Consider the following 14,077-nt stretch of genomic DNA (forward strand, 5'->3'; position numbering starts at 1 on the left):
CTTACAACTCAACCATCAGTCTTTGCGGAGTCGAATCTTTAATTTCAAAAGTAAAAGTTTTTATTTTTGAACCTTTAGTTGCGATGAGGCTATAAACTCCCACAGGTAAGTCCCGCAACTGCGCAGTTGTGGCATTCGTCATATAAAGATACTTCTTGTAAGATCTGGAGCCCACAACTTCTAACTTGATATCGGACTCATTCGTAGTCAGGTCGACAGTTCCTATCCCAAATCTTAAATTGGGGAACATGCCATTATATTCAGAGTCATCATCTAAAGAAGCTGCAATATTTAAAGAGTATTCTTGCTTAAAGTTCACACCTAATGCTTCTAAATCTGATTTTCTAATTTCCAGTTGGTTACCATTGGCGGCTATCGCCGAACTAATGTCATAATCCAAGTTCGAGGTGTCATCCGTAACCTTCAAAAAAGCGAAATTTTTCTCGTCACGTTTAAGTTTCCATTGCTGATGACCAAAATCATGTCCTACAAACCACGACCCCGCACTCATAGGTAATGTGTTACCTATAGCATTCTCTAGTTTTAAACAGCCTTCTACTCCATCCGTATCTGAGCAATTATCCTTGCCTATATTCACTTCCATACTGCTATGACCCTGCAAACCAAGCTCATCCCTCGCTGTAACTTTCACCATGTACTGCCCAGGTTTATGGTAAATATATGTCGGACTTAATCCAAAACCTTCACCGCCATCTCCAAAGTCCCAATGAGCATCTTTCAATCCCATACCCTGTACTTTAGATCTATGCAGATCAAATTGGATTTCGATAGGGAACGTATTCCAATTGAACTTCTGCTTACCAGAAACTTCATAAATCGGCTGCATGTCTTTGGCTGTAATGACCACTGTCGGAGCTTCCTTATTCTCAATCCGCACCTCTTGCACACTGCTGTAGGATTTACCCTCAAGATCTGTCACTATAAGCGTGACTGTGAACTGTCCGGCATTTTTGTAGATGTACTGCGCTCTGGCCCCTACAGCTGTAGTGCCATCCCCGAAGTTCCACTTATAATCTTGAATACTCGACAGAGGGATTTTGATGGTTTGGTTATCCGTAAAAAAATAGGCAACTTGATCTACACTGAGCGTATCCGGAGACACAATGTAAGACACGACTCCGTTTGAGGGCACAGGTACTGTTTCAGATATTGAAATTTTATCTTCCTTACTCACAAGTCCCTGAGCTTCTTTTACTGCTTCCTGAGTTTCCACAACGGGCATTTTTGTCAGCTCAGTGACAGAATGTTTTTTAGGAACTAGATTGGAATAAAATAGAAGAGTGCCTATTGCGATGAAAGCTATAAAACCTACAGCCAAATTAAAAATCGTATTACTTTGCATCCTTATATATTCGGATACAAAAATATAAATGTAAATTTGTTTTATCGCAGCTTAAAATCAAGAATTATAGCTGCCATCTCAAACCTATTACCGGATAAGGTACGGCCTACCTTTTCCTTTTCAAGCTCTCCAACAACTTCACCAACTGCTTTTGCAAATCCTCAGTATCCCCTGAGTTGTCCACACAGTATGTGGACATTTTTACTTTATCTATTAAGTCGATCTGATTGCTGATGCGTAATAGCGCTTCTTCTTCAGTATAACCATTGCGCGCCATTAAACGTTGAAGCTGGGTGTAGGCATCACACCAAATCAACACTGTCGCATCAAAATCACTCCACAATTTTTTTTCAAATAATAGAGGTACATCATAAAAACACAATTCAGCTCCGCTCGTGCGATGGTGTTCTTTTTGTCGCAGAACTTCGGCGCGAATCAGTGGATGCAAAATGCCTTCCAGTTGCAACTTCAAAGATTCATCCGCAAAAATCATCTGACCAAGTTTTTTACGATCCAGTGTCAAATCCGTATTCAGGACCTCTTGACCAAAATGAGACACTATCGCTTTGTAGCCCGCCTGATCCACTGCAGACAGCTGGTGCGAGATCTCGTCAGCATCAATCACAGGTGACCCTAGACTTTCGATCAGTTTTTTCGCTGTGGATTTACCGGTTGCTATACCTCCGGTCAGGCCAATCCATTTCATTGCATTTCTCCTTCAAGAATCTTCAGCGAAAAGCCGATAGTTTTCAAGTAGGAGTCTTATTTGTAATGTCACAGAGCTACGAACAGTTCGGAAAATATCTATTGTTGGAAAAGGTAGCCGCGGGAGGGATGGCCGAAATCTATTTGGCTCGATCTGGTGCCGCGAATGGTTTAAATAAGTTCTTTGCTATTAAACGCATCTTACCGCAATTTTCAAATAATGAAGAATTCGTTTCTATGTTTAAAGAGGAAGCGAAAGTTGCGATCAACCTCAATCACAGCAACGTCGTTTCTATTTTTGATTTCGGTATTGAATCTGGACAGTTCTTCCTTGTAATGGATTATGTTGAAGGCCGCAATCTTCGCCAAATCATCAATGAACTGAAAAAAACAAACAAAAGTTTCTCGATTGACCAAGCTCTTTATTTAATAAAAGAGGCGGCAGCAGGTTTAGATCATGCTCACCGCTGTACAGATGCGACTTCTGGTAGACCACTTAATATCACTCACCGTGATATGAGTCCGCAAAACATCATGGTGTCTTTCGAGGCTGAAGTAAAAGTTATCGATTTTGGTATCGCGAAAGCAGAAACAGAAGCTGAGGATACAAAGGCTGGAACTTTAAAAGGTAAATTCAGCTACATGAGTCCCGAGCAAGCAGAAGGTCAACCGATTGATCCCCGCACAGACGTCTTTGCACTGGGTATCGTCCTTTGGGAATTACTGGCCAATGATCGTCTTTTCACAGGAAGCAACGAAGCGGCTATCTTACGTAAAGTGCGCGATTGCCAAGTTCCACCTATTCGTAAGATTAACCCAACAGTTCCGCAAGAACTTGAACGTATCGTGATGAAAGCCTTAGCGAAAGATCGTAATGTTCGCTATCAAACAGCTGCTAATCTTCATCGTGATTTGAATCGTTTCTTAAATACTCAATATCCAGATTTCTCTCCGCAAGATTTCAGTCACTTCTTAAAAGAAAGCTTTAAGAATGCTTTCCAAGATGGGCGCGACAAACTTGTCAGTTACTCGAAAATCGTTGTGCAGCAACCTGAGTCTATTTTGATACCGAAAGCAACTCCGGCTCCACGTGTTGTTGCCGTGTCCCCGACTCCGGCCAACCCCGAGAAAAAAGCTCCCGTTCTTAATAACGAAGATGAAGCTCCGCAAATGCCAAATGGATTCGCGGTTGAGCCCAATCTTAAAATCAGTTTAGATGGTCTGCGCTCGTCGACGTCTCCGGCAAAAAACAAATTCAGCACTGCTGCTAAAGCGGCCGCTACGAATTTAACGCCGAACACATCCATGACGCAATCTTCGCCTCATCAAACACGTGTGACTCAGGTCACACAGGCGACCAATTTACGTAAAACTCAAGCCGTAGCTAAAACCGACTACACAGAAGTTATCATGAAAGTGGCTCTGGTAGCCGTTCTTGCCTTCGGTGGCTGGTGGGGTTACCAAAAATACATGAAGCCCGCGCCAATCACACGCGATATCAGTCGCGTAGCTGAAAAGCCAACTCAAAAAATTCCCGCGGCAGCTATTACAGAATCAAAAGTATCTCTGAATAGCAGTCCAGATGGTGCCGAAGTTTTCTTAAACGGCCAACCGACAGGTTTGACGACTCCAGCTTTGATCACAGTCACTGCGAAAGAAAAAGCTGATATCGTCTTACGAAAAGAAGGCTATATCGATTATACAATCAGCCGTAGTTTTTCTGATGCAACAGCTCAGGTGTCAGCAACGATGCAAGTGGCAGTGGCCACAGCTTATCTTAATATTAAAGTCTCTGATGGAAATTCGTTTACAAAAATTTCTATTAACGGCAAAGAGCTTTTAGAAAAGCCACCGATATTGAAATACCCGATTGTCGCACAAAAAGAGACTGTCATTTCAGCTTTTAACCCGATCACCAAGTTATCTGACGAAGTCCGCATCAATGCAAAACCGGGTGAGTCTGTTGATATTCAACTGATTCTGGGACGCCGTCAGCCAGCTAGCAAAAAATAATTTATGACTATTGGAAACTGGATCATCAATGCCGGTCAGCGCGACTCTGTCGCGGTCGAATATAAAGTCGGTTCACATTGGCAACAACTTTCATGGACAGACTATCTAGAAAAAGTAACCTCTGCCTATCAAGCCCTACTTCAACTGGGAGTCCAACCGCGCCAACACGTAGGCTTACTGTCTTCAACTCGCTGGGAATGGTCCGCCATTGACTTAGCACTATTGGGATCGAACTCTGTTGTTATACCTCTATATCCCAACCTCAGCGATGAGGAACTCACATTCATTGTGAACCACTCTGACATTTCCATCTTGATCGCCGAAACAGAAGCTCATCAAAAACAGTTTGAGCGCATCCAACAAAATCTTGAGCGCCCAGTGGAATGTGTGCCGTTACAAAACATTGATTTCCAGACTCCTGCCAGTGAAGAGACAAAGCAAAAGTTCTGGGACTTGTGCCGCAATCTTAAATCCTCTGATGTCGCCACGATCGTTTACACATCCGGAACAACTGGCAGACCCAAAGGTGCTGTTCTTTTACATGAAGCGATTGTGTCTGAAGTATCAGAAAGTTTTGATCTATTCGGAGTGAAACCGACAGACAAAGCCCTGACCTTCTTACCTTACGCCCATGTCTTGGGACGAATTGAGCACTGGGGAAGTTGCTACAAAGGTCATGCTCTGGCCTATGCGGAATCTATTGAAAGAATTAAGTCGAATCTAAAAGAAGTAAAACCTGATTTTCTGATTGCTGTACCTCGCATTTTTGAAAAAGTTTATTCAGGAATCATGGCGCAAGTCGAAACCCAAAAAGCCAAACAAAAAATCTTTCAGATGGCTATTGAAACTGCCAAAGAAGTTCAAAAGTACCGCCGCACCAAACAGACGATCCCTTGGCTGCTGCTTTTGAAATATCAGGGCTTACACCAGTTGGCTTTTACTCCAGTGTTAGATGCTTTTGGTGGACGTCTGAAGTTCGTCGTCAGTGGTGGTGCGCCTTTAGATTCTGAACTCAGCGAATTTTTTTGGAACTGTGGTATTCCCCTTCTTGAAGGCTATGGCCTGACCGAAACCAGCGCTGCGATCACAGTCAATACTCTGAATAATCATCAAGTCGGAACTGTAGGTAAGCCTATCGGTGACGTCAAAATTAAATTTGCCGAAGACGGAGAGATCTTAGTCAAAAGCAAAAAGTGCTTAAAAGAATATTATAAAAATCCGGAAGAGACCGCCAAGGCGATACAAGACGGCTACTTCGCCACAGGCGATGTCGGAGAATTAACTTCGCAGGGTTACTTGAAAATTACCGATCGAAAAAAAGACCTCATCAAAACTTCAGGTGGAAAATACGTAGCACCACAAAAGCTCGAAGGGCTGTTAAAACAAGATCCGCTGGTTTCACAAGTTCTGATTCACGGCGATCAAAGAAAATTTATTTCAGCATTGATCACTTTAGAGGAAGCTCAAGTCAAACAATGGGCCACTGGCCAAGGCATTCAGTACGAAACCCTTGCCGACTTGTACCATCACCCCATACTGCGCGCCCGTCTACAAAAGCATATTCAGAATATCAACTCGAAGCTTGCCAGCTACGAGAGCATCAAAAAATTCGAGGTTATCTTAGATACTTGGACCGTTGAGGGCGGAGAACTCACCCCCTCACTGAAAGCCAAGCGTAAGTTCCTTGAAACAAAATACGCTGATTTAATCAGCGAAATCTATGACTAAATACCCTTAATGGGGCCGAATTGGGCCCCATTTTAGAAAAATTTCATACACTCAGTGCGCTATAGATGCCCCCATAGGTTTTTGGTTGCCTGTGCCCTGCGACCTCAGTAAGAAGTGATCATAAAATCAGCGAAGTTAAAACGTAGCCAATTGTCGGCTTTAGCGCGGGCAACGAAGTTTTAGTGTGGGGTTAGGTATGAAAACAGTATTGTTTGTTTATTTTGCATTAATGATTATCTCTTTTTCTGGTTGTCAAAAAGGCAGCGGACAGGCCTCTGTAGCGGGAATGAATGCTTGCATCAACAATCCTTCCTCTTGTAACACGTCGGCCTACAATCAAAATCAGGGCTATGTTCCCTACAACTACAACAACAGCTATAATTACGGCTATAACTACAATTATAATCAGCCATTTAACTATATCAACAATACAGCTTATCTGTGCAACTGCCCGAACGGAACAATGCCGACGTACAATTCTTACTCTGGCTTAGGTTGTGTGCGTTCTGCTAGCACTCAAGCGGCTTATGGTTACTTCTATTACTATATGGGCTGGAATACGAACCAATGGTACACGACTCCTTATTTGAGCACTTATTCTTACAACCAAAGCACCTGTTATAATGGTGTGGTTCAATCTTGCCTTGTCAACAGCACGAACAATATGTGTCCTGCTGGCTACACTTGCCGTGCTACCTCTGCTGGCAACACTTTAGGGCTCTGCACCGCCGCTTATAGATAAGCACCTACAGATAGACGCCCGACCTCCTTGCGTGATATGAGTTTCATAGGCTTTATGATCCTCATATTACTGCCAAAGAACTGAAGACCAAGGAGGTCCCCGTGAGTACTCAAAACAATCCCCTACTGAATCCACTGACACTAAAAGATCAGGCAATTCCTTTCAACGAAATCAAAGTTGAACACTATCTTCCAGCATTACAAGAAGCTGTAGTTGAAGCGAAAAAAAATATCGAAGCCATTAAGGCTCAAAAAGAAGCCTCTTTCGAAAATACAATTTTAGCTTTAGAACAAGCTTCTGAAAAAGTAGATCGTATCTCGGGTATCTACTTCAATTTATTTTCAGCAGAAGCTAACGAAGCTCACCAAGCTTTAGCTCAACAGATCTCACCGATCCTTTCAGCTTTCTCGTCTGATATTTCTTTAGACGATGCTCTTTTTCAAAAAATCAAATTCGTCTACGATCATCGTTCCGATTTAAAATTGGCCGGAGAAGAACTACGCCTAACTGAAAAAGCCTACAAAGATTTTTCTCGTAATGGAGCTTTGTTGGATGCAGCTAAAAAAGAAGAACTACGTCAGTTAGACCAACAGCTTTCTGTCCTGAGTCCACAATTTTCGGAAAATGTTTTAAAAGCCACTAATGCTTTTGAACTTTGGATTGAAAAAGAAGAAGAGCTTGAAGGCCTTCCAGAAGGCGTGCGTGAAGCGGCGGCGATGGCCGCAGAACAAAAAGGCCGTAAAGGACAATGGCTTTTCAATCTACAAGCCCCTTCACTTATTCCATTTATGACTTACTCTGCCCGCCGCGACTTACGTGAAAAACTATGGAGAGCCTCTTCTTCAAAAGCTTTCGGCGGAGAATTCGACAATCAAGAGATCATCAAAAAAATCGTTACGCTAAAAGCTAAACGCGCGAGCCTACTTGGTTTCAACACTTACGCTGAATACGTTCTTGAAGAGCGTATGGCGAAAAACTCTGAAACTGTTTTCGCCTTTTTGAAAAATCTTTTAGAGCCATCTAAAAAAGCAGCTGAAAAAGATCTACAAGAAGTGCAAGAGTTCCGTCAAAAGCTAGAAGGCTCTTCCGAAATTAAACCTTGGGATTTCGCTTACTATTCAGAAAAATTGAAAGAGCAAAAATACGCCTTCAACGAAGAAGAGCTACGCCCTTACTTCAAACTAGAAAATGTTATCGAAGGTGTCTTTGAGCATGCTCGCAAGTTATTTGGTCTAACTTTCAAACAAGTAACTGACATTCCTGTTTATCACCAAGATGTAAAAACATTCGAAGTGTATAACGAGAAAACCAATGACTACATCGGTTTGTTCTATATGGACTTCTTCCCACGTGAAACTAAAAAAGGCGGCGCGTGGATGACGAACTACCGTGAACAAGGTCTTTGGAGTGATAAAGTTCAACGCCCTCACGTGAGCATTGTTTGTAACTTCACAAAACCAACACCAACTAAACCATCATTGTTATCTTACGATGAGGTTCGTACTTTGTTCCATGAATTCGGTCATGCTTTACATGGTCTATTGTCTCAATGTAAATACCGCAGTCTTTCGGGTACGAATGTCTACTGGGACTTCGTAGAGCTTCCATCACAAATCATGGAAAACTGGACAGAGGAAAAAGAAGGGCTTGATCTATTTGCTCGTCATTATCAAACAAATGAAACCATTCCTGCTGAGCTCGTCGCTAAAATTAAAAAAGCGTCTTTATTCCAATCTGGTTGGATGAGCTTACGCCAAGTATCGTTCGCATGGTTAGATATGCAGTGGTACACAAATGATCCAGCAAAAATCACGAACGTAGATGAGTTTGAAACAACAGCGACCGAGGTGGCACGTCTTCTTCCTAAAGAAGCTGGCACAAATATGTCTTGTAGCTTCAGCCACATCTTCGGCGGCGGCTACGCAGCTGGATACTACTCGTACAAATGGGCTGAGGTCTTAGATGCGGATGCATTTGAGTACTTCAAGGAAAAAGGTCTTTACAACTCTGAAGTGGCGGCAAAATTTAAAGACAGCATCTTAAGCAGAGGTGGTACAGCTCATCCGATGGATCTTTATAAAGAGTTCCGCGGACGCGAACCAGATCCTAAGTCATTACTAAGACGTAGCGGATTACTGTAAGACGACTATGAAAGAAAAAAAGCTAACTCTGAAATCCAACAAAAAAGTGGCGATCGTCTATCGACTTCACTCACCTGCTGCGGTGAAAATGTCAAAGAAGCTCGCTGCCCGTTTAAAATCAAAACGTTTCAAGGTCTTCACAGCCCCTGAGCAAAAACAAATAGCGGGAACGGAATTACTAGTTAGCTCGAATGATCTAAAAGAGATGTCTTTGGTTATTGTCCTCGGCGGTGATGGAACTTATCTGCGCGCCGTGCGCCTCTTGAAAGGTCACTCGGTCCCTATCTTAGGGTTTAACATGGGCTTCTTAGGTTTCTTAACAGCTCATTCTATCGATAGCGTTTTTGAAATTGTCGACGACACGATCAAAGGCAAGATGATCCTGCGCACCCGCAGCCGTCTGCATCTGACTGTAAAATTCAAATCGGGCAAACGCGTTTCCTACAACGCTCTGAACGATGTGGTGATTGAGCGTGGATCATTTTCGCAGCTTATTAGCACCGCGCTGTACTTCGACAAGTCTTTAGTGAATCATATCAAAGCTGATGGAATTATTATTTCGTCTCCGACAGGTTCAACGGCTTATAACTTAGCAGCGGGCGGGCCGATCTTGCATCCTGAGGTTCACGCAATTGTCGTGACTCCGGTTGCTCCCCATTCATTAACGACTCGGCCATTGATCTTCCCAGACAACAAACGCCTTGTTCTAAGCCTTGATAAAAATGCATCACAAGCTTACTTGATCGTCGATGGACAAAAAGTTCTAGAGTTATCAAGTGAAGATGAAGTGACTATCACCCGCGACAAAGTGGATCACTACATGATCCGCCGCGAAGGTCATAACTTTTTTGATTTATTGAAAGAAAAATTAAAATTCGGAGACCGCTATGTTACAGGAACTTAAAGTTTCTCAGTTTGCGATTATCGACAATCTACATATTGAATTCCAAGCTGGTCTTAATATTCTTTCTGGGGAAACAGGCTCAGGGAAATCAGTCTTACTGAAAAGCTTAGCTCTTCTTATGGGTGAAAAAGCTTCCTCTGATATTATCCGTTCCGGAGCCCAACAGGCCGTTGTCGAAGGTGCCTTTGATCTGCGCCATCGCCATGACATCCAATCTGCCTTAAATCAGTTTGGCATTGAAACACCCGATAATACTCTGATCGTGAAACGCATTATCGCCACGTCTGATCGTTCAAAAATTTATCTGAATGGCAGTATCTGTACCCTCAGTCAGTTGCGTGAAATCGTTTCCCCAATGATCGAATTAACTGGTCACAATGCTCCTTTAATTGAAATGACCGGACAACATGATAACCGTAACTTGTTATCAAAAGCCTACCATCTGGATCTATTAGATCAATATGCTGGTCACTACGACAAACGAACTGCTTTCGAGCAAAAATTCGCTCAGCTCAATACGCTCAAAACTCAAATTTCTGATTTTGAAAAACAAGCACAAGAGAAATCACAACGCTTAGACTTTTTAAAGTTTCAACTGACAGAACTAGAAAAACTCAACATTGATCCGATTAAAGATGCCTCTTTAGAAGATGAAATCCGTTCAATGAAGAGTTCCCACAAAGTTTTACGCTTTGTCGATGAGTGTGAAGATATTCTTTTCGGTGATCATGACTCTGTTGTGTCCCGCCTTAAAACAATCGAAAAGAAATCCAACGAAATTTCTTCTGTATCCCCTGAGATTGACGAGCGCGTTTCGGCTTTAGAACAAGCCCGCGTACAAATTGAAGATACATTTTATCTTTTAAGAAAAGATTTGAACAAAATTCAATTGGACCCTGAAGTCCTAGAAGAAAAAGAGTCTCGTCTAAGCCAGATCCGTAAACTACAGAAAAAATATGGTCCTGACTTAAATGAAATCGCAGAGGCTTTCACTAAAATGAAAACCGAAGTCTATGAGCTTGAAAACTCTGATGCCCATCTAGATAAAATCCGTAAGCAAGCTAGCCTGCTCGAGCTTGAGCTGAAACAACTGGCTGAAGACTTACACAAGACTCGTAATAAAGTGGCGGGACAGTTAGAAAAAGCTGTTAACACCGAACTTCTAGATTTGAATATGAAAGGTGTTTCTTTCTTTATTCAGGTGCAAAAATCGGAGCAACTGACATCTACAGGCATCAGCGATATCGAATATCTTTGCCAAACCTCAAGCAAAGACCCGAAACGCCCGATCTCGAAAGTCGCCTCTGGCGGAGAGCTTTCCCGTATTCTGTTGGCTTTGAAAAAATCATTGGGCCAGTCCGAAACTCCACGCACGTATTTATTCGATGAAGTCGATACGGGTGTTTCCGGCAATACCGCAGAAAAAGTGGGTAAGAAATTAAAGTCTATCGCTAAAGGACAACAGGTTATCTGTGTGACTCACTTACCACAGGTAGCGGCATGCGGAGACGTGCATTTTTCTATTAGCAAATCAGCCACACCAGAATCAGTAAACATGATGGTGGAAGAATTGAAATCCAAGGCGCGTATAGAAGAAATTGCCCGTCTGATTTCAGGTGAAAAGATCACCAAGACATCTTTGGCCCACGCCGAACAGCTTTTAAGCGAAAGCCATTAATTCAAGCGACAGTTCAATCTGTAGCCCAATTAGAGGGCTCTTCAGCTTCCGATTACTGAATAATCGGAGGCTCGTTACGTGACTTATAAAGTGATACTAAAATCGAGATCAATAAAACACCGCCGATAATCCCTAACGAGATCCCAATCGGAAAGTGTCCGCCATATAGCTTATTTAGCCATACCATCTTCAAACCAACGAAGATCAAAATGAAGGACAAGCCATACTTTAGGTACTCAAAGCGATGAACCGCATCGGCCAATACCAAATATAAAGAACGTAATCCTAAAATCGCCATCATGTTTGATGTGAACACGATAAGCGGTTCTTTCGTGATGGCAAAGATCGCCGGTACTGAATCAATCGCAAAGATGATATCGGAAAGTTCAATCAAAATTAGAGCTAAAAATAGCGGCGTGAATAGTAATTTGCCGGCATTATCGCGGATCCAGAATTTTCCATCAGATAAGTTTGTTGTTAATGGTAAATAGCGCACCAGAAAACGATACATTTTCGAGTTTTCGATATTTTGCTCGCTGTCCGTGGGAATTAACATCTTCACACCTGTGAAAATTAAAAAAGCACCGAAGATGTAAAGCATGAACGTGTACTGCATCAGCACCGCACCTAAAGAAATAAAAATAGCGCGGAAGAATAAGGCTCCTAAGATACCATATCCCAAAACACGTCGCTGCATACTTTTCGGAATACCGACAGAGGCAAAAACCAATACAAAGACGAAAATATTATCGACAGCTAATGCTTTTTCAATCAGGAAACCGCTGAAATACTCTAGGCCCAGCTTTTTACCGATTTCAGCTCCAAACTTGTAAGAGGCGTATTGCCAAAAGACAACTCCCACTAGCAAACCGATAGAGATCCAAACAGCACTCCAACCCAACGCCTGCTTGGCCGTTAAGTTCTGTTTACCTTTTGAAATAAAGCCCATATCGAAAAATACGAGCAAAAGAACAAAGGCCGTAAAAATACCATAGACATGAAGATACTCAAAAAATGGAAAATGCATAGAAACCTCTTTTCGGTGCCAGGCCCTATTTACGGACGCGCTGTGTCCGTAAATAGGGCCTGGCACCCATAATGACACTTTTTCTTAATTTGTTTAAATAGATAAAATAATAAGATAGTATCTATTTAAGCAAATCTAGCCCAAAGGACGCGAATGGACACTTGGATCAACTACCACCACTTATACTACTTCAAAACCATTGCCGAAGAAGGCAGTGTTTCCAAAGCCGCTGAAAAGCTGCGCTTAGGACAGCCAACACTCAGTGCACAGTTGAAGCAATTTGAAGACACCATCGGAATCAAACTTTTCGACCGCCAACATAAAAAGCTCACACTCACCGAACAGGGCAAGGTGGCCTTAGAATACGCCCAGAACATCTTTAAAATGGGTAACGAGATGTATGAGGCCTTGCACGACCGCATGAGCCCTAATCGTATTCACTTGCAAATTGGAGCCTTAGACAGCCTGACCAAAGAAATTCTTCTAGAGCTTTCAAAAGCCGCCTACAAGATAGGCCCTTGCTCGATCTCGTTGATCGAGGGTAAGCCAGAAGAAATGCTACGCGAACTTGCAGCCCATCGCATTGATCTGTTCGTCACAAACTTCATCCCCAGCACTCTAGATACAAAACATTTCTTTTATAAGTCGATAATGAAAAACCCTGTCTCTATTTACGGAGCAAAAGAATTCAAAGGTCTTTCTACCCGCTTTCCTCAGTCTGTTTCCAACAAGCCATTTATCTTGCCTACCCATGACAGCAAGCTCAGAAGAGACTTTGAACACTGGGTTCGTCTGAATGGTTTAACTGTCGACTCGTTAGCAGAAACTCAGGATGTGAGCTTACAAAAGCTAATGGCCTCAGAAGGACTTGGCCTTATCCCCACAACATTAAAAAGTGTGGAAAGTCTTGTGAAGAACAAAACCCTTTATAAAATCGGCGCATTGACAGAAGTGTATGAAGAAGTATTTTTGATATCCGCCCAAAGAAAAATTACGAATCCGATTGCAGCCAAACTTTTAAAAAACTAAAGAAAATCAGTCAGGTCTATAGTTTCCACATGACGACCTTCAATCATCAGTACACGTGGTTTTTCTAGCCACGTACCTAAATTGATCGAGCGGATTTTCTTACCTTCTGACTCGAACTCATAATCATCATAGACATGCATGTGACCTGTAACGATGATATCAAAAGGCTCTTCAGTATAGACCTTCTGTGCATAGCTGCGAATCATCTGACGAAGTCCATCTGTATTTTCTAGAGTGTAGCGCGCCGTTTGCTTTCGACTTTGCTGGCTTTTCTTTTCACCAAACCACTTCCAGAAAAACCCTGGTACAATATGCCCGATTGGCTCTATCCACGGATGACGAATACGTGCACGATACTGCAAGTAAGCCGTATCATCAGGATTAATAAAATCACCATGTTCTAGGCGCACGCGATAGCCACCGATATCGAAGTACTGCATTTCTTCGATCACCGGAATACCTAAGCGCTTTGTCCAAAAAACATCGATGTGAAAATCGTGATTACCTTCAAAGTAATAGACATCCCCACCATTTTTTTTGAACTTTGCAATTTCATCTACGAGTTGCTGGTAATGACGAACAAAGGCTCGCCCGTCAGATAGCCAAAAATCAAAGATATCCCCTAAAAGGAATAGGCGATGCTGTTTAGGGTTCTGATTCAAATAAAACAAAAAACGCAACAGGGTATTCCCGTTGCGTTCATTGACATCTTTAAGATGAAGATCAGACAGAAACCAAGACTTCACA

The 14,077-nt window shown here is 42.4% G+C and carries 11 protein-coding genes; 7 read left to right on the top strand and 4 right to left on the bottom strand.

From position 1 onward, the window contains the following. Nucleotide 1: 1 nt before the first annotated feature. Nucleotides 2-1,363 (bottom strand): PKD domain-containing protein, encoded by a 1,362-nt coding sequence (locus A11Q_RS10060; protein ID WP_015470702.1) that lies wholly within the window; start codon nt 1,361-1,363, stop codon nt 2-4. A 106-nt stretch (nt 1,364-1,469) separates the two neighbouring features. Further along, the gene (gene coaE, locus A11Q_RS10065) at nt 1,470-2,069 is read right to left on the bottom strand and encodes a dephospho-CoA kinase (protein WP_015470703.1); all 600 of its coding nucleotides are present in this window, start codon (nt 2,067-2,069) and stop codon (nt 1,470-1,472) included. A gap of 65 nt (nt 2,070-2,134) precedes the next feature. On the opposite strand from coaE, the gene A11Q_RS10070 reads away from it, so the two are divergent. The 6 genes from A11Q_RS10070 (at nt 2,135) to recN (ending at nt 11,274) form a co-directional block, all read left to right on the top strand. Further along, nucleotides 2,135-4,081, top strand: coding sequence for a serine/threonine protein kinase (locus tag A11Q_RS10070; protein WP_015470704.1), 1,947 nt, complete (start codon nt 2,135-2,137; stop codon nt 4,079-4,081). 3 nt (nt 4,082-4,084) lie between these two features. After that, nucleotides 4,085-5,809 carry an AMP-dependent synthetase/ligase gene (locus tag A11Q_RS10075; RefSeq protein WP_015470705.1) on the top strand — a complete coding sequence of 575 codons (1,725 nt, stop codon included), beginning with the start codon at nt 4,085-4,087 and terminating at the stop codon, nt 5,807-5,809. Nucleotides 5,810-6,005: 196 nt separating this feature from the next. Continuing rightward, nucleotides 6,006-6,551, top strand: coding sequence for a hypothetical protein (locus tag A11Q_RS10080; RefSeq protein WP_015470706.1), 546 nt, complete (start codon nt 6,006-6,008; stop codon nt 6,549-6,551). 101 nt (nt 6,552-6,652) lie between these two features. Next, a complete protein-coding gene (locus A11Q_RS10085) occupies nt 6,653-8,692 on the top strand; it encodes a M3 family metallopeptidase (RefSeq protein ID WP_015470707.1) in 2,040 nt (679 codons plus the stop codon). Nucleotides 8,693-8,699: 7 nt separating this feature from the next. Next, nucleotides 8,700-9,596, top strand: a complete 897-nt coding sequence (locus tag A11Q_RS10090; RefSeq protein WP_015470708.1) for an NAD(+)/NADH kinase — start codon at nt 8,700-8,702, stop codon at nt 9,594-9,596. Then, nucleotides 9,580-11,274: a DNA repair protein RecN gene (gene recN / locus A11Q_RS10095; RefSeq protein ID WP_015470709.1), complete on the top strand. Its 1,695-nt coding sequence runs from the start codon at nt 9,580-9,582 to the stop codon at nt 11,272-11,274. Before A11Q_RS10090 ends, recN begins: the two co-directional genes overlap by 17 nt. A gap of 52 nt (nt 11,275-11,326) precedes the next feature. On the opposite strand, the gene A11Q_RS10100 is transcribed toward recN, so the two are convergent. After that, a complete protein-coding gene (locus A11Q_RS10100; protein WP_015470710.1) occupies nt 11,327-12,301 on the bottom strand; it encodes a TerC/Alx family metal homeostasis membrane protein in 975 nt (324 codons plus the stop codon). 153 nt (nt 12,302-12,454) lie between these two features. Between A11Q_RS10100 and A11Q_RS10105 the strand changes: the two genes are divergently transcribed. Then, complete coding sequence (locus tag A11Q_RS10105; RefSeq protein ID WP_015470711.1) at nt 12,455-13,330, top strand: LysR family transcriptional regulator; 876 nt, start codon at nt 12,455-12,457, stop codon at nt 13,328-13,330. On the opposite strand, the gene A11Q_RS10110 is transcribed toward A11Q_RS10105, so the two are convergent. After that, nucleotides 13,327-14,076, bottom strand: a complete 750-nt coding sequence (locus A11Q_RS10110) for a UDP-2,3-diacylglucosamine diphosphatase (RefSeq protein WP_015470712.1) — start codon at nt 14,074-14,076, stop codon at nt 13,327-13,329. The two genes, A11Q_RS10105 and A11Q_RS10110, sit on opposite strands and share 4 nt — an antisense overlap. Between the last annotated feature and the right edge of the window lies 1 nt (nt 14,077).

This window comes from Pseudobdellovibrio exovorus JSS (genome assembly GCF_000348725.1).
GTDB lineage: Bacteria > Bdellovibrionota > Bdellovibrionia > Bdellovibrionales > Bdellovibrionaceae > Pseudobdellovibrio > Pseudobdellovibrio exovorus.

What these genes read in the sequence shown, in the direction of transcription:
- A11Q_RS10105 (WP_015470711.1), top strand. Translation starts at nt 12,455, where the DNA reads ATGGACACTTGGATCAACTACCACCACTTATACTACTTCAAAACCATT.
- A11Q_RS10070 (WP_015470704.1), top strand. Translation starts at nt 2,135, where the DNA reads ATGTCACAGAGCTACGAACAGTTCGGAAAATATCTATTGTTGGAAAAG.
- recN (WP_015470709.1), top strand. Translation starts at nt 9,580, where the DNA reads ATGTTACAGGAACTTAAAGTTTCTCAGTTTGCGATTATCGACAATCTA.
- A11Q_RS10075 (WP_015470705.1), top strand. Translation starts at nt 4,085, where the DNA reads ATGACTATTGGAAACTGGATCATCAATGCCGGTCAGCGCGACTCTGTC.
- A11Q_RS10080 (WP_015470706.1), top strand. Translation starts at nt 6,006, where the DNA reads ATGAAAACAGTATTGTTTGTTTATTTTGCATTAATGATTATCTCTTTT.
- A11Q_RS10100 (WP_015470710.1), bottom strand. Translation starts at nt 12,301, where the DNA reads ATGCATTTTCCATTTTTTGAGTATCTTCATGTCTATGGTATTTTTACG.
- A11Q_RS10090 (WP_015470708.1), top strand. Translation starts at nt 8,700, where the DNA reads ATGAAAGAAAAAAAGCTAACTCTGAAATCCAACAAAAAAGTGGCGATC.
- A11Q_RS10060 (WP_015470702.1), bottom strand. Translation starts at nt 1,363, where the DNA reads ATGCAAAGTAATACGATTTTTAATTTGGCTGTAGGTTTTATAGCTTTC.
- coaE (WP_015470703.1), bottom strand. Translation starts at nt 2,069, where the DNA reads ATGAAATGGATTGGCCTGACCGGAGGTATAGCAACCGGTAAATCCACA.